Below are 14475 nucleotides of genomic sequence, written 5' to 3'. Positions count from 1 at the left end.
AGAACCGGCGGCCTTACCAGCCGAGGAATCCCGTGAGTGACACCCCATTCGGTTTCGGCCTTCCGCCGGAGGAGCCGGAGGACGGCGACGAGGGCAAGAAGAAGGACCAGCAGAGCGGTGGTGGGCAGGGACCGGCCAACCCCTTCGGCTTCGGCGGCCTGCCCGGAGCCGGAGGCTTTGGCGGTCCCGGCGCCGACAATCCGCTCGCAGCCATGTTCGGGTCCCTGAACCCCAACGATCTGGGCGCCGCCTTCCAGCAGCTGGGCCAGATGCTCTCCTACGAGGGCGGTCCGGTGAACTGGGAGATGGCCAAGCAGATCGCCCGCCAGACGGTCGCCCAGGGCACGCCGGACGGCACGAAGGACGCGAGCGTCGGCCCGGCCGAGCGCAGGGCGGTCGAGGAGGCCGTCCGGCTGGCCGACCTGTGGCTGGACGACGCGACCTCCCTGCCGTCGGGCTCGGCCTCGGCGGTGGCCTGGTCCCGCGCGGAGTGGGTCGAGGCGACCCTGCCCGCCTGGCAGGAGCTGGTCGACCCGGTCGCCGAGCGGGTCGGCGCGGCCATGGGCGACGTCCTGCCGGAGGAGATGCAGGCCATGGCGGGCCCGCTGATCGGCATGATGCGCTCGATGGGCGGCGCCATGTTCGGCACGCAGATCGGGCAGGCCGTGGGCGTGCTCGCGGGCGAGGTCGTCGGCTCCACGGACATCGGTCTGCCGCTCGGCCCGGCCGGCAAGGCCGCGCTGCTCCCGGCCAACGTGGAGGCGTTCGGCAAGGACCTCAGCGTGCCGCAGGAGGAGGTGCGGCTGTACCTGGCCCTGCGCGAGGCGGCCCACCAGCGCCTGTTCGCGCATGTGCCGTGGCTGCGCTCGCACCTGTTCGGCGCGGTCGACGGCTACGCGCGCGGGATCAAGGTCGACACGGCCAAGCTGGAGGACGTGGTCGGCCAGTTCGACCCGCAGAACCCCGAGCAGCTGCAGGACGCGCTGCAGCAGGGCATGTTCCAGCCGGAGGACACGCCGGAGCAGAAGGCCGCCCTGGCCCGTCTGGAGACCGCTCTGGCGCTCGTCGAGGGCTGGGTGGACGCGGTGGTCCACGCGGCCGCGAAGCCGCGTCTGTCGTCCGCCGACGCCCTGCGCGAGACCCTGCGCCGCCGCCGCGCCACCGGTGGCCCGGCCGAGCAGACGTTCGCCACGCTGATCGGCCTGGAGCTGCGCCCACGCCGGCTGCGCGACGCCTCCCGCCTGTGGGCCTCGCTCACGGACGCGCGCGGTGTCGACGGCCGGGACGGCCTGTGGGCCCACCCGGACATGCTGCCGACGGCGACCGACCTGGACGACCCGGACGGCTTCGTGCACCGCGAGCAGCTGGACTTCTCCGAGCTGGACAAGATGCTGGGCGAAGCGGCGGACGGCTCCGCCGGGAAGCCGGAAAAGGACGACGACTCGGAGTGACCCTTCACGGTGACGCGGTGCAGGTACTGGAGAAGTACCAGGACCAGCAAGATCTTCGTCAGGTCTATCTGAACCACCTGGACGCTCATCCCGGCGGGATGTGGAAGAGCTGCAAGGACGGGCACATCACGGCGAGCGCCCTGGTGATCGACCCGGAGCGCGAGCGGGTCCTGCTCACGCTCCACAGGAAGCTGCGCATGTGGCTGCAGATGGGCGGGCACTGCGAGCAGAGCGACAGCACGCTCGCGGCCGCCGCGCTCCGCGAGGCCACGGAGGAGTCCGGCATCTCCTCGTTGCGCCTGCTGCAGAGCGCTCCGGTCCGCCTGGACCGGCACCATACGCCCTGCGCGTGGCATCTGGACGTGCAGTACGCCGCCCTCGCCCCGCGCGGAGCCGAGGCGGTGATCAGCGACGAGTCGCTCGACCTGCGCTGGTTCGCCTACGACGAGGTGCGTGACGTGGCCGACGCATCGGTCGTACGCCTGCTCGACGCGACGCGCGCACGCCTCTGAACAGGTAAGGGGTGACGTGATCGTCACCCCTTACCTGCGTCAGCTCCAGACGTTCCCCTGGTTCTGCCCGCGCGCCCCGTGCTGTCCCATGCCGAACTGGGCGGCGAGTCCCTGCCCGATCACCGCGTTCTGCGGCGGCAGCAGCTCGCTGGGCTGGACGAGCGCGAACCCGGAGCCCATGAAGCTCAGCTCCCAGCCCTCACCGGTGTTGCCGCGCCGGCGCCACACTCCGGAGGAGTGCGTCTGGGCCTGCATCTGCACGCGCAGCCCGGTGGACCAGGCGACGATCGCGTCCGCGTCGCAGTTGACGTACTTGTCGGGCGTGACCTGCATCAGCAGTGGCGCACCCGAGGTCATCAGGGCGACCCGGCCACGCCCGGTGATGTTGAGCTGGTACTTCCCGGAGCCGGAGATGCCGTAGAGGCTGTCGACGGCGATGACCTCGTAGTGCAGCGAGGAGTCCATGGCGAGGACGTAGGAGCTGTCGACGGTCAGGCCGTCCTGCTCGACGTCCATGATGTGCACGTGCTGGGCGAGATTGGCGAGGTACACCGTGCCCTGCCCGTGACAGCGCATCAGGTCCAGGCCCTCGCCGGTGTACGCACGCGCGCGTGCCTGGTTGTTGCTGCGGTACTCGGCGTCGAACTCCACCAGTCCCTGGTAGGCGACCATGGTGCCCTTGCGGGCGAGGATGTCGTCGTGTCCCTCCAGGGTGACGCGGAGCAGCTGCGAGTTCTGCAGGCTCCAGCGCTCCTGCGTCTGGAGGTCGTTGTGCGCGAAAAGCGGGCTCTGCATGGCTTTCTGGCTCCCCCTCAGCCCCGGATCCGGATGCGGTCGGTGCTGTCCTCACTCGGCTGGACGACGACGATGCCCTGGCCGGAGAAGGCCATCTGGTAGGCCTCACCGCTGCCCCGGCCGATCAGGGACTGCGCCTTGAAGCTGCGCTTGCCCTTCACCTTCAGGTTCGGCGACCAGGCGACGAGCGCGTCCGGGTCGACGTACGTCTCGTCCTCGCCGCCGCCGCAGTCGACGACGATCGGCTCGCCCCGGGAGGTCAGCGCGACCCAGCCCTGCCCGGAGATCTTCGTGTTCCACAGTCCCTGCCCGGCGAACTTCGCGAGCCCCTTGACCCGCTCGACACCCCACGTCAGATGGGCGTCGAAGGCGAGCAGGTTGGTGGCGTTGACGGAGATGCCGTCGCCGTTGAGGTTGATCACGACGACGTTCGCGCCGTAGTCGGCGAGGTAGAGCAGGCCGTCGCCGGTGCACTTCATCAGGGGCGCGCCCTCGCCGGTGATCCAGTCGCGGGCGATCTGGCGTACGGCCGGCGGGTTGGGCTCGTACTGGACGAAGCCTTCGTAGGCGACCATCGAGCCCACGCGCGCGAGGAGGTCGTTTCCGGTCTGCATGGCGACCTTCAGCATGTGCTTGCCGTGGTTCTCCATGCGGGCGCCGACGGGTGCGGGGGCGAAGCCCGCGAGCGGCTGGTTCATGACGGGCTCCCTCAGACCTCGTACGGCTGGACGACGATGAAGTTGCCGGGTGCGCCCCGGAACTGGAGGTTGACGCTCTCGCCGGTGTCGCCGGGGTAGGCGTTGCGGCGCATGCGGACCTGGCTGGAGACGATCACCTGGGAGGCGGCCGACCAGGCGACGACGGCGTTGCAGTCGGCGAAGGTGGTCGGCGTGACCGGCAGCACGACGGGCGTGCCGTGCGTCTTGACGACGATCGTGCCGGTGCCCTGGAACTGCATGGTGAACAGCGCGCCGCCGGGGATGCCGTGGCCCTCGATGCGGCGCACCTCGTACTGGAGGCCCTCGTCGAAGGCGAGGACGTTCTCCGCGGACACGCAGATCGCGTCACCCTGGAGCTCGACGGGGTGCACATGCGTGGAGTTCTCGGCGAGGAACACCTGGCCCTGGCCGGTGCAGCGCATCAGCTGCATCTCCTGGCCGGTGGCGCTGCCCACGATCCGCCCGGCGAACCCGGCGCCCTTGTAGCTGAAGTCGACCTTGCCCTGGTAGAGCACCATGCTGCCCTGCCTGGCCAGCACGGGCTGCCCGCCGATGCCGAGGTCGACGCGCATGAGCTTCTTGTTCTGCTGCGTCCAGCGCTGCCCGGTGGGCGTCTCCTTGTACGTCTGCAATGCGGCCGTCACACCGGCACCGCCTTGCGGGGCGCCCTGCGGCACTCCGTAGCCGCCGGGCTGCTGCTGGCCCGGGACCTGCCCGTAGCCCGGGGGCATGGGCGGGGTGGGCCCGCCGCCGTAAGGGGCCGGCTGCTGACCGTAGCCGGGGGGCAGCTGCGCGGTCGGCTGGCCGCCGTACGACGGCTGCTGGGGCGGCTGGCCGTACGGCTGCTGCTGCGGCTGGCCGTACGGGGCGGGGGCCGGGCCGGGCGGATGGACGGTGCCGCCGGCGGGCGGGGTCAGGGGGGCGATGACCGTGGGCGCGGCGTGCACGTTCGGCGCGGGCGCCGGCGCCGGCGCCGGGGGCTGGGTGTGACCGGTGGGCGGCGTGAAGCCCTGCGGGGGCGTGCCACCGGCGGGCGGCGCGAAACCCTGGGCGGCGGGCTGCGGCGCGGGGGCCGGAGCGGGTGCCGGGGCAGGCGCGAGCGTGGGGGTGGCCGGGGCGGCGAACGCGGGCGGGGCGAAGCCGGGGGCGGCGCCGGTCTGCGGCCTCTGCGGGGCGGCGGGCGCCTCCTCCTCCAGCACCTCGCCGCCGAAGTTCTTCAGCAGCGCCTCCAGACCGCCGTCGAAGCCCTGTCCGACCGCGGCGAACCGCCAGCCGTCCTTGAAGTAGAAGTCGCCGAGCATCACGGCCCGTTCGGTGGAGAACTCCGCGCCGTTGAAGGCGTACCGCGCGACCTCCTCGCCGCCCGCCACGATCCGCAGGTAGCCGGGGGCGACTTGCGACATCTGCCCGGAGCCGTCGATGGTCGCCGTGAAGGACAGCTTGCGGATGTGCGCCGGGACGCGGTCCAGCGTGACCCGGAACGACTCGGTGTCGCCCGCCTGGGCACCCAGCAACTGGATGGACTCCTCCGGGGTCTTCGGCTGGTTGAAGAAGACGAAGTACCGGTCGTCCGAGAGGCGCTCGTCGGCGTCCAGACCGAAGCAGCTGATGTCGAAGGTCAGTCCGGGGGCGGAGATCTGCACGCCTACGTACAGATCGGTGCCCGCCGTGAGGTCACTGATCCTGGCCTTGTGGCCGCGTTGGAATTCCCTGGCCATGCGTTACGACCGTCCCCCATCCCGAATGCGAGTGCGTCGCGCCAGGCTAACGGCAAAGTCGGACAACGGACGCAGCCGGTACAGACCCGGTACACAACCGCGCCCGGAGGCGGACGCAGGGCGCCCGGCTCATTCCCCGCGCGCCCCGGGCACGTGCGGCAGCCGTTCCGCGGCGACGACCCCTTCGAGGTAGCCGCGGGCCCGCTCGGTGCGCGGGTACGACTCCAGCAGCCGCCAGAAGTCGGGTCCGTGACCGGGCACCAGCAGGTGCGCCAGCTCATGGCAGAGCACGTAGTCGACGACGTATTCCGGCATCCCCTGCAGCCGGTGCGAGAGCCGGATGCTGCCCTCGGCCGGGGTGCACGAACCCCAGCGGGTGTTCTGGTTGGTGACCCAGCGCACGGAGGCGGGGCGCGCCCGGCCGTCGAAGTACTGGGCCGACAGCCGCTCGGCGCGCTCGGCCAGCTGGGCGTCGCCGAGTACCCGCTTGCTCTCCTGGGCGGCGAGTTTGTCGAGCATGACGGTGATCCAGCGCTGTTCCTCCGCCTTCGACATCCGGGCGGGGATCAGTACGACGGTGCGATCGCCCTCGCGGTACGCGGAGACCGTCCGGCGGCGCCGGGAACTCCTGCGGACCTCGATCGCGCTCGCCCCCGAGCCGCCGGGCGGCTGGCTCGTCGTGCTGCGCTGTGGCTTTCCGGCGCGGTGCAGTGGGTCGGCGGGCACGCCCCGACGTTACCCGCTGGGCATGGCCAAAGTCCCGGCTCCGGATCGGTTCGGTGCCGATCCCCCACCGTGCGTTTGATTCTTATGATTCCTACGACTGATCCACAGATCCGGTTTACCCGACCCCGCATGTCCGGTTTCGACGGGCTTCGCCCTGTCAATTTGGAGGATTTCAGTCGATTTGTTCGCCGAGCGTTATTCAATCGGCTCATACGACAAACACCTTCAGCCTGTGGACAACTCTCGGCGCCGGACAGACGGACGCGGCATGCTGGCGGGTGTCGGCGGAGCGTGACCGGCCCCACCGGCACCGAGACGTTACGGGATGCTTTCCACCGATACGGGGGGTCAGTCATGCATCCGATGCTGAAGCCCGCGCTGCGGCGCGGCTGGCGTGATCGCGACACCGTGCAGTTCGGGATGACCCCGGCGCACGCGCTGACGCTGGGACCGATGGATCCGGCGACACGCGGCTTCCTGGACCTGCTCAACGGCACGCGCGGTCTGCCGCTGCTGCGCGAGGAGGGCCGCCGCATGGACCTCCCGGACGACCGCGTCGACACCCTGCTGGAGCGGCTGACCCGCGCCGGCCTGGTCGACGACGCGCGTGGCGGCGGACCGGCCGCGGACGCACTGCGCGAGAAGGCCGACGTCCTACGGCGGCTGCGCCCCGACCTCGCCGCGCTGTCCCTGACCACGGCCGAGCCGGGCGACGCGCTCGCCCGGCTCGCCGCCCGCCGCGCGCTGCGCGTGCAGGTGCGCGGCGCGGGCCGGGTCGGCGCCGTGCTGGCGTCGCTGCTCTCGGGCGCCGGGGTCGGTGAGGTCGACGTGCGGGACACGGGACGCGTGGAGCCGTGGGACGTGGCGCCGGGCGGCCTGCCCGTGGAGTCGGTCGGCGAGCGCCGGGACAGGGCGGCGCGGGCCGCCGTGCGCCGGGCGGCGCCCGACCGCCCGCCGCGCCATGCCCACACCCCCGGCTCCGGCGGCAAGGACCCGGGCCTCACCCTGGTGATCCTCACGCCCCGGGACGAGGTGGCCGTGCACGCACCCGACCCGGCCGCCGCCGAGCCGCTCATGGCCTCCGGAACACCACATCTGTACGCAGGGGTCGTCGAGGGCACCGGTGTCGTCGGACCACTCGTGCTGCCGGGCGACTCGGGCTGTGCCCGCTGCCTGCACCTCGGCCACACGGACCGGGATCCGGCCTGGCCCCGGCTGACCGCCCAGTGGCGGTGCGCCAGGGCCCGCCGGGTCGGGGCCTGCGACCTCACGCTGGCCACGACGGTCGCGGGGCTCGCCGCGGCACACGCGCTGACCTTCCTCGACGGGGAGTCGCCGTCGGGCACGAACACCCGCTGGGAGGTCTCCCCGCCCGGGCTTCACTGGCAGGCCCGGCCGGTCCCGCCGCATCCGGCATGCGGGTGCGGCGCGACGGAGAGAGGTAAGAAGAGGGAGCACTCCTCAACCGGCGGCGCACCGCGCGCGACAATGGCGGTGCAACGGCCGTCGCCGGAGCTACGACGCATGGCAGGCTCGACGCGGCCGACTGGGACTTGGAGGGCGCATGTCTGATCTTCCCCGGAAGGCGGTCACCCGTACCGCCAAGCTCGCCGCGCTCCCGCTCGGCTTCGCCGGCCGGGCGACCTGGGGGCTGGGCAAGCGGATCGTCGGCGAGTCCGCGGAGATCGTCGGGCGGGAACTCCAACAGCGCACGGCGGAGCAGCTGTTCCGGGTCCTCGGAGAGCTGAAGGGCGGGGCCATGAAGTTCGGGCAGGCCATGTCCGTCTTCGAGTCCGCGCTGCCCGAGGAGATCGCCGGGCCCTACCGCGCGGCCCTGACCAAGCTCCAGGAGGCGGCACCGCCGATGCCGACCCGCACGGTGCACGCCGTGCTCGAGGAGCGGCTGGGGCCGGACTGGCGCGACCTGTTCGAGGAGTTCGAGGACAAACCGGCCGCCGCGGCCTCGATCGGGCAGGTGCACCGGGCCGTCTGGCACGACGGCCGCGAGGTGGCGGTCAAGGTGCAGTACCCGGGCGCCGGCGAGGCCCTGATCTCCGACCTGGGCCAACTGAGCCGTTTCGCCCGCCTGTTGGGCCCGCTGATCCCCGGCATGGACATCAAGCCGCTCATCGCGGAGCTGAAGGACCGGGTCTCGGAGGAGCTGGACTACGGCCTGGAGGCGCAGGCCCAGACGGCTCACGCGGAGGAGTTCGCCGACGACCCGGACGTGCTGGTCCCGGCGGTGGTGCACCAGTGCGAGCAGGTCCTGGTGACCGAGTGGATCGACGGCATCCCGCTGTCGGAGGTGATCTCGGACGGCACCCAGGAGCAGCGCGACCGGGCCGGCCAGCTCCTGGCCCGGTTCCTCTTCTCGGGCCCGGCCCGCACCGGCCTGCTGCACGCCGATCCGCATCCGGGCAACTTCCGGCTGCTGCCCGGCGGCCCCGCCGGCGAGGACGACTGGCGCCTGGGCGTCCTGGACTTCGGCACGGTCGACCGGCTGCCGGGCGGACTGCCCTTGCCGATCGGCATCTCCCTCCGCATGACCCTGGACGGCGAGGCCGACACGGTCTACGAGCTCCTCTGCGAGGAGGGATTCGTGAAGGAGTCCATAGAGCTGGACCCCGACGCGGTTCTCGACTACCTGCTGCCGATCATCGAACCGGCCCGGGTCGAGGCGTTCACCTTCACCCGCAGCTGGATGCGCAACCAGGCCGCCCGCATCGCCGACCCCCGCTCCCCCGCCTACCAGCTGGGCAAGCGGCTCAACCTGCCGCCGGCCTATCTGCTGATCCACCGGGTGACGCTCAGCACGATCGGCGTACTGTGCCAGCTGGGCGCCACGGTGCGGCTCCGGGACGAGCTGGAGGAGTGGTTGCCGGGCTTCGTCCCGGACGCCCTCGAACTGACCGAGGAGGAGCCGGCGGCGGAGGCGTGATCCGTCATCCCGGCCGTCGGCACCGACGGCGGGCCCCCGGCGCCGGTTCTCACCACCACGCCGAGTCCAGCCGCCCCTCGATGGCCCTCAGGTTCTCGCGAGAGCAGGTGTCGCAGAAGTACTGGCGGACGCCGTTCTCCACGGAGCAGGTCCAGGTGGCCGGCGGGGGCCCGTCGGCGGGGGTGCCGCAGCGGGCGCACACGAGCACGCGGCGCTCCGCAGTGGAGCCGCCCTGATCACTTCCTCCGGGAAGACTCGTCACCCGGTGACGATAACTCCGCCGGCGGCGGATCGCCGGGTGCAACGCACGGCGGGGGCCGGTCCGTTCGGCCGGACCGGCCCCCGTGCAGAAGGCTTCGCCTCCCTGTGCCGGGAGGCCACCGCTTCTGTCGGCGTGATCGTTACTGCATGACCGCCATGGCGAGCGCCCGGCGGGCGCGCAGCGAGGCGCGCTCGGCCCGGCGCTGCATCCGCTGGGCGACCGCCAGGCGCACGGCCCGGCGTTCCCGCACAGCGTCATGGAGTCGCTCGTGCATATGCGCACGAGCCAGGGCTTCTTGCATGAGTTGCATCTCACGGGTCCTGTTCTGGCGCGCTTCGGTCGCGCCGGTGGTGGTGACGTCTTCGGTCGCGGAGCCTGCGGGCTCGCTGGTGGACGGCTTCATCGGGGCCTGCTTCTTGGGGTCGTGCGTGAGGGGGCGGTCGATCGTTCCTGCGATGTTCATGCCGTGACCGGGTTCTTCCGCGGGCGACCACGCGGCCGCTTCCGGGCGACGACGACACCCTGGACGAACAGCTCGCCACCCCAGACACCCCAGGGCTCACGCCGCTCCTTGGCGCCGGCGAGGCAGGCCTCGATCAGCGGGCAGGTGCGGCAGAGGGACTTGGCGTACTCGACGTCCGCGGGCGACTCGGCGAAGAAGACCTCCGGGTCGTAGGAGCGGCAGGGGACGGGTACACCGAGGTTCTCGATGGCGTCGTCGAGCGCGGTGAGCGCGGTGAGGGGGATCAAGGTGGGGTCCTCCGTGAGGCCGGGCGGGGGGATCGTCTGTGAAGGCGGTACGGACGGGGCGTGCGCTTCGAGTTGCACGATTGGTCTTCCTCGTCTGGTCGTTCCGGCCAGTTGACCGGGTGTCGGCTTGGTACCGGGTTCTTTTTCCCGAGGCCCCCTCGCTCCGTCGTCCCCGTTCGGGGAAAACAGAAGGGCCGCGGATCCCGGATGGGGTTCCGCGGCCCTGAAGGCGCCGGCCTGATCGGATCAGGCTGGATCACTCCAGGGTTTTGGCCCACGGAAGGCCCACATCTCGTGGTGCTGCGTCGTCTGCTTCCGGAATCCGGCACCGGCCGCCGCAAAGGCATAGGCCTGCGCCTGTGCCGCTACCGCTTCCAGTGCCTTGGTCGGTCGCTCATTGCGCTCACGGACAGGGAGGCCCGCGAGAGCGAGGGAGGACGCCGGACGGGCGGCACGAATGCCGGACAGACCGGTGCCCTGGTGGGAGGCGCCGAGCATGCACAGGGAGACGGCCGAGCGATCGGTCAGTTTGGCCGTGCTGATGGTGCTGCTGTTGATGCTGATCACTGGACTCGCCTCCTCTCGGCGTCTGAGGGACTGGGGTGAGCCAGTCCGTTCGGATATGCAAGTACATCACGGAGGCCGGGCCTTGGAGAAGGCCGCTGCATCCGTGCCTAGAACCTATGGGGATTGCTGGGGCATGCGCAAACTATTTTTTCGACGAGTTCGCATCAGTCGTCCCCGTCGGCTTCCCCGACGTCCTGGCCTGCGCAGATGGCCAGAACCTCGGTTCCGTAGCTGCGCAGCTTGCGGCTGAGGACGCCGGGGATGCGGGAGAGCTCGGCGGGGCTCTCGGGCCGCGCCTCGGCGATGGCCATCAGAGTGCGGTCGGTGAAGACGCAGAAGTCCGGCTGGCCGCTGCGCGCGGCCTGGACCGCCCGCCACTCCCGCAACCGTTCGTAGAGCCCCTCGTCCATGTCCGAGGGGCAGTCCTCGCAGCGCATCAGCTTCATCTCGCCCGCGTCGGTGAGCGTGCGGCCGCAGACCCGGCAGCGGGCGGGGGTGCGCTGGGCCCGCCGGGGGACGGCGGCGAAGCCCCCGGCCGTTCCCCGCTCGACACCTCCGGTGCCCCCGGCACCGCTGTGGCCGACGGTTGCCGTGGTGCCGGGACGCAGTCCGTCGAGGAAGCGGCTCGGGCGGCGGTTCGGACGGCCGCCCGGCGAGCGGGACAGGGCCCAGGAAAGCTGGAGCCGTTCCCGCGCGCGGGTGACGCCGACGTAGAGCAGCCGGCGTTCCTCCTCGATCTGCTCGTCGGTCCTGGCGTAGGTGATGGGCAGCATGCCCTCGGCCACACCGACCAGGAAGACGACGTCCCACTCCAGGCCCTTGGCGGCGTGCAGGGAGGCAAGGGTGACGCCCTGGACGGTCGGGGCGTGCTGGGCGTTCGCCCGCTCGTCCAGCTCCGCCACGAAGTCGCCGAGGGTGGCGCCGGGCCGGGCGGCGGCGAGGTCCTGGGCGAGGTTGACGAGGGCGGCGAGGGACTCCCAGCGCTCTCTGACGGCGCCGGAGCCGGCCGGCGGCTGACTGGTCCAGCCCTCGCCGGACAGAACGGCACGCACCTGGGAGGGCAGGTCCACGGCGTCGTCCAGCAAGGAGTCGTTGCCGCCGAAGCGGGCCGCGCCGCGCAGGGCGACGCCGGCCTTGCGTACCTCGGGCCGGTCGAAGAAGCGCTCGGCGCCGCGCAGCTGGTAGGGGACGCCGACGTCGGCGAGGGCCTGCTCGTAGGTCTCGGACTGGGCGTTCGTACGGAACAGCACGGCGATCTCGGCGGCCGGGACGCCGGCGTCGATGAGCTCGCGGATACGGCGGGCGGCGCCTTCGGCCTCGGCGGGCTCGTCGGTGTACTCGGTGTGGACGGGTTCGGGGCCGGCCGGGCGCTGGGAGACGAGTTCCAGCCGATGGTCGGCGGCGCGGCCGCGGGCCTGGGCGAGGAGGCCGTTGGCGAGGCGGACCACCTGGGGGCTGGAGCGGTAGTCGCGGACGAGTTTGACGACCGTGGCGCCGGGGTGCCGGGCGCGGAAGTCGAGGAGGTGGTCGGGCGTTGCTCCGGTGAACGAATAGATGGTCTGGCTGGCGTCGCCGACCACGCACAGGTTGTCGCGGTCGCCGAGCCACAGCTCCAGCAGCCTCTGCTGCAGCGGGCTGACGTCCTGGTACTCGTCGACGACGAAGTGCTGGTACTGGGCACGGACCTGTTCGGCGATGTCGTGCCGGTCCTGCAGGACGGCGACGGTGAGCAGCAGGACGTCCTCGAAGTCGATCACCGCGCGGTCGCGCTTGAGGTCCTCGTAGGCCGCGTAGAGGTGGGCGATCTCGGCGGGGTCGCGGGGGGCCTCGCGACCGGCCTTCGCGGCCGCGTACGGATAGTCGGCGGGGATGGTCTGGGTGACCTTGGACCATTCGATCTCGGCGGTGACGTCCCGCAGCTCGCCGCGGTCGAGCCGGGTGCCCAGGCTCGCGGCCGCGTCGGCGACGAGCTGGATCTTGCGGTCGACGAGCCGGGGCATGCCCCCACCGATCGCTTTCGGCCAGAAGTACTGGAGCTGGCGCAGGGCGGCGGAGTGGAAGGTGCGGGCCTGCACGCCGTGGGCGCCCAGCTGGCGGAGCCGGCCGCGCATCTCTCCGGCCGCGCGGTTGGTGAAGGTGACGGCGAGCACGCTGGACGGCTGCAGAATGCCCGCGCGCACGCCGTAGGCGATGCGGTGCGTGATCGCGCGGGTCTTGCCCGTGCCCGCTCCGGCCAGGACGCACACCGGGCCGTGCAGGGCGGTCGCCACCGCGCGCTGCTCGGGGTCGAGCCCTTCGAGCACCGCGTCGGCAGAGTCCGGTGCCTGCGGGAAGAGGGTGGAGTGCGTTGCTGCTGTCACACGGCCATGCTGCCAGGTCGCACGGGACCGCCGTGCCGGTTGTCCACAGGGGGGCACCGATTGTCGTATGAATGCGGCAGGCGTCACAGCCGCCTGTGGATACCCCGGGTGGGAATGGCCCACGGCTCGCGTACGTTCTCCCCCAGGACGACTTTCCGAGCTGCCTGAGGAGCGCGAGAGACATGCAGGGCACTGTGACGATGTACAGCACGACTTGGTGCGGCTACTGCCGGCGGCTGAAGAGCCAGCTGGACCGTGAGGGCATCGCCTACACCGAGATCAACATCGAGCAGGACCCCGAGTCCGCCGCTTTCGTGGAGAAGGCGAATGGCGGAAACCAGACGGTCCCCACTGTTCGGGTGGTTCCCACCGCAGGTGGCGACGAGGTCGTGATGACGAACCCGAGCCTCGCCCAGGTGAAGCAGGCCCTCACCGCCTGACCCTCGCGCCACACGACCCCCGACGGCTTCGACGGCTGATCGGGGGTTTTGTGTGTCGCGGGTCGGAAGCATCGAACGCGACGAGGACTGTCGATGGGAGGGGAAAGCCGGTGAGCAACGCTGAAGTCACGGCTCGCCTCCAAGAGCCCAGCGACGGAGCAACTCCGGGCGGTAGACTCAACTCACCCAAAAGGCCAAGTAGTTCGCGGAAGAGAGCAGAGCTGAAGTGGCGTTCGGGCCGCCCCTGTGGGAGGTGGCGGTCCGGAGTCACCTCTGGCTCTTCCGAAAGGAGCTACATGGAACTGGCGGGATGGGTGACCGTCGGGACAGCAGCGGTCGTAGGGGGTTTCACTGTTGTGGGACACCTCTTCGACCAGGTCCCCGCGCTTTCCCAAAAGATGATCACGGCGATCCGGTCCGTTCGCGACGTCCGCGAAGAACTCCGGGCCGACCGCAAGTGATCAACCGGCCGCGCCGGCGGCTTCCCACAACCTCTGGCGCGGCCGGGAACCTCACGCCCAGCTCCTTTTTGGAGTCGGCGATGGCGCATACGCTCCGCGGGTTTCCGCGGTGATCACGGCAAGGGCGGCCCCTGAGGCTTGTTTCAGGGGCCGCCCTGCTGTGTCCGGTGTGCCTTGTCCCAGACCACGACGTAGCGCCACAGCAGCCGTCGGCGGTAGGTGCAGCCGGGCAGGAGGCGGTGGGCGGCTTCGCGGACCTCGGCCCAGGGCATGGAGGGGTCCTCCATGGGCACGCCGGCCGGGCCGCCCTTGCCGCCGCGCAAGCGCGCGAGCAGTCTGCTCACGGGCAGGCCGCAGCCGCTGATCAGCCGGTCGCGCAGGGTGCGGTCGCAGGCGAGCCCGACCACGACCAGTCGGCCGCCGGGCGCGACCAGCCGGGTCAGGGCGGCGATCGCGTCCTCGAAGCGGGTGTGGTGCACGACCGCGACCGCGCTCACGAACGCGTAGGCACCCGCGGGCAGCGCGGCACCGTCCAGGTAGTCGGCCTCCACGAAGGTGACGTTCCCGGGCTGCTGTGCGCGGGCCTGGCGGATCATCTCCGGCGAGCGGTCCACGCCGGTGACCCGCGCCGCTCTGGTCGCGAGCTTGCGGGCCAGCAGGCCGTCGCCGCAGCCGACGTCCAGGGCCGTGCGGCAGCCGTCGGGCAGAGCTGCCAGCACGGCCCGGTGGTAATGGACGTTGTGGTTCCAGTACGGGTCGTCCGCCACCCGGCCGCC

At 71.5% G+C, this 14475-nt stretch carries 16 protein-coding genes; 6 read left to right on the top strand and 10 right to left on the bottom strand.

Annotated elements, in window-relative coordinates; genetic code table 11:
- Window positions 1-32 precede the first annotated feature (32 nt).
- Together AB0D93_RS14465 and AB0D93_RS14460 are read left to right on the top strand one after the other, a co-directional pair.
- Window positions 33-1451: a zinc-dependent metalloprotease gene (locus AB0D93_RS14465; protein WP_362118568.1), complete on the top strand. Its 1419-nt coding sequence runs from the start codon at window positions 33-35 to the stop codon at window positions 1449-1451.
- Complete coding sequence (locus tag AB0D93_RS14460; RefSeq protein WP_362118565.1) at window positions 1448-1963, top strand: NUDIX hydrolase; 516 nt, start codon at window positions 1448-1450, stop codon at window positions 1961-1963. The genes AB0D93_RS14465 and AB0D93_RS14460 overlap by 4 nt, the downstream gene beginning before the upstream one ends.
- A 39-nt stretch (window positions 1964-2002) precedes the next feature.
- On the opposite strand, the gene AB0D93_RS14455 is transcribed toward AB0D93_RS14460, so the two are convergent.
- The 4 genes from AB0D93_RS14455 to AB0D93_RS14440 all read right to left on the bottom strand — a co-directional run bounded on the left by AB0D93_RS14455 (window position 2003) and on the right by AB0D93_RS14440 (window position 5921).
- A complete protein-coding gene (locus AB0D93_RS14455; RefSeq protein ID WP_362118562.1) occupies window positions 2003-2758 on the bottom strand; it encodes an AIM24 family protein in 756 nt (251 codons plus the stop codon).
- Window positions 2759-2775: 17 nt separating this feature from the next.
- Window positions 2776-3456, bottom strand: coding sequence for an AIM24 family protein (locus tag AB0D93_RS14450; RefSeq protein WP_362118559.1), 681 nt, complete (start codon window positions 3454-3456; stop codon window positions 2776-2778).
- 11 nt (window positions 3457-3467) lie between these two features.
- The gene (locus tag AB0D93_RS14445; RefSeq protein ID WP_362118556.1) at window positions 3468-5195 is read right to left on the bottom strand and encodes a TerD family protein; all 1728 of its coding nucleotides are present in this window, start codon (window positions 5193-5195) and stop codon (window positions 3468-3470) included.
- A 129-nt stretch (window positions 5196-5324) separates the two neighbouring features.
- The gene (locus tag AB0D93_RS14440; RefSeq protein ID WP_362118553.1) at window positions 5325-5921 is read right to left on the bottom strand and encodes a M48 family metallopeptidase; all 597 of its coding nucleotides are present in this window, start codon (window positions 5919-5921) and stop codon (window positions 5325-5327) included.
- 354 nt (window positions 5922-6275) lie between these two features.
- Between AB0D93_RS14440 and AB0D93_RS14435 the strand changes: the two genes are divergently transcribed.
- Together AB0D93_RS14435 and AB0D93_RS14430 are read left to right on the top strand one after the other, a co-directional pair.
- Entirely contained in the window at window positions 6276-7493 is a 1218-nt protein-coding gene (locus AB0D93_RS14435) for a TOMM precursor leader peptide-binding protein (RefSeq protein WP_362118550.1), read from the top strand.
- Complete coding sequence (locus AB0D93_RS14430) at window positions 7486-8859, top strand: AarF/ABC1/UbiB kinase family protein (protein ID WP_362118546.1); 1374 nt, start codon at window positions 7486-7488, stop codon at window positions 8857-8859. Before AB0D93_RS14435 ends, AB0D93_RS14430 begins: the two co-directional genes overlap by 8 nt.
- Before the next feature lie 49 nt (window positions 8860-8908).
- Here AB0D93_RS14430 and AB0D93_RS14425 read toward each other — a convergent pair whose 3' ends face one another.
- From AB0D93_RS14425 to AB0D93_RS14405, 5 genes are all read right to left on the bottom strand, one after another.
- Window positions 8909-9121, bottom strand: a complete 213-nt coding sequence (locus AB0D93_RS14425; protein WP_362118543.1) for a hypothetical protein — start codon at window positions 9119-9121, stop codon at window positions 8909-8911.
- 139 nt (window positions 9122-9260) lie between these two features.
- Window positions 9261-9584 carry a hypothetical protein gene (locus tag AB0D93_RS14420; RefSeq protein ID WP_362118540.1) on the bottom strand — a complete coding sequence of 108 codons (324 nt, stop codon included), beginning with the start codon at window positions 9582-9584 and terminating at the stop codon, window positions 9261-9263.
- A complete protein-coding gene (locus AB0D93_RS14415; RefSeq protein WP_351799421.1) occupies window positions 9581-9949 on the bottom strand; it encodes a WhiB family transcriptional regulator in 369 nt (122 codons plus the stop codon). The genes AB0D93_RS14420 and AB0D93_RS14415 overlap by 4 nt, the downstream gene beginning before the upstream one ends.
- Window positions 9950-10117: 168 nt before the next feature.
- Window positions 10118-10438 (bottom strand): hypothetical protein, encoded by a 321-nt coding sequence (locus AB0D93_RS14410; protein WP_362118536.1) that lies wholly within the window; start codon window positions 10436-10438, stop codon window positions 10118-10120.
- A 164-nt stretch (window positions 10439-10602) separates the two neighbouring features.
- Entirely contained in the window at window positions 10603-12855 is a 2253-nt protein-coding gene (locus tag AB0D93_RS14405; protein ID WP_362118533.1) for an ATP-dependent DNA helicase UvrD2, read from the bottom strand.
- A gap of 125 nt (window positions 12856-12980) precedes the next feature.
- On the opposite strand from AB0D93_RS14405, the gene AB0D93_RS14400 reads away from it, so the two are divergent.
- Entirely contained in the window at window positions 12981-13238 is a 258-nt protein-coding gene (locus tag AB0D93_RS14400) for a mycoredoxin (protein WP_362118530.1), read from the top strand.
- 296 nt (window positions 13239-13534) lie between these two features.
- Window positions 13535-13699 (top strand): hypothetical protein, encoded by a 165-nt coding sequence (locus tag AB0D93_RS14395; RefSeq protein ID WP_362118527.1) that lies wholly within the window; start codon window positions 13535-13537, stop codon window positions 13697-13699.
- 143 nt (window positions 13700-13842) lie between these two features.
- Here AB0D93_RS14395 and AB0D93_RS14390 read toward each other — a convergent pair whose 3' ends face one another.
- Window positions 13843-14466 carry a class I SAM-dependent methyltransferase gene (locus AB0D93_RS14390; protein ID WP_362118524.1) on the bottom strand — a complete coding sequence of 208 codons (624 nt, stop codon included), beginning with the start codon at window positions 14464-14466 and terminating at the stop codon, window positions 13843-13845.
- Between the last annotated feature and the right edge of the window lie 9 nt (window positions 14467-14475).

It is taken from the genome of Streptomyces sp. NPDC048191 (assembly GCF_040652655.1).
Classification (GTDB): Bacteria; Actinomycetota; Actinomycetes; order Streptomycetales; family Streptomycetaceae; genus Streptomyces.
This window is presented reverse-complemented; position numbering and strand designations above follow the sequence as displayed.

Coding starts and splice junctions, on each gene's coding strand:
- AB0D93_RS14455 (WP_362118562.1), bottom strand. CDS start 2,758: ATGCAGAGCCCGCTTTTCGCGCACAACGACCTCCAGACGCAGGAGCGC.
- AB0D93_RS14450 (WP_362118559.1), bottom strand. CDS start 3,456: ATGAACCAGCCGCTCGCGGGCTTCGCCCCCGCACCCGTCGGCGCCCGC.
- AB0D93_RS14445 (WP_362118556.1), bottom strand. CDS start 5,195: ATGGCCAGGGAATTCCAACGCGGCCACAAGGCCAGGATCAGTGACCTC.
- AB0D93_RS14435 (WP_362118550.1), top strand. CDS start 6,276: ATGCATCCGATGCTGAAGCCCGCGCTGCGGCGCGGCTGGCGTGATCGC.
- AB0D93_RS14430 (WP_362118546.1), top strand. CDS start 7,486: ATGTCTGATCTTCCCCGGAAGGCGGTCACCCGTACCGCCAAGCTCGCC.
- AB0D93_RS14420 (WP_362118540.1), bottom strand. CDS start 9,584: ATGAACATCGCAGGAACGATCGACCGCCCCCTCACGCACGACCCCAAG.
- AB0D93_RS14400 (WP_362118530.1), top strand. CDS start 12,981: ATGCAGGGCACTGTGACGATGTACAGCACGACTTGGTGCGGCTACTGC.
- AB0D93_RS14395 (WP_362118527.1), top strand. CDS start 13,535: ATGGAACTGGCGGGATGGGTGACCGTCGGGACAGCAGCGGTCGTAGGG.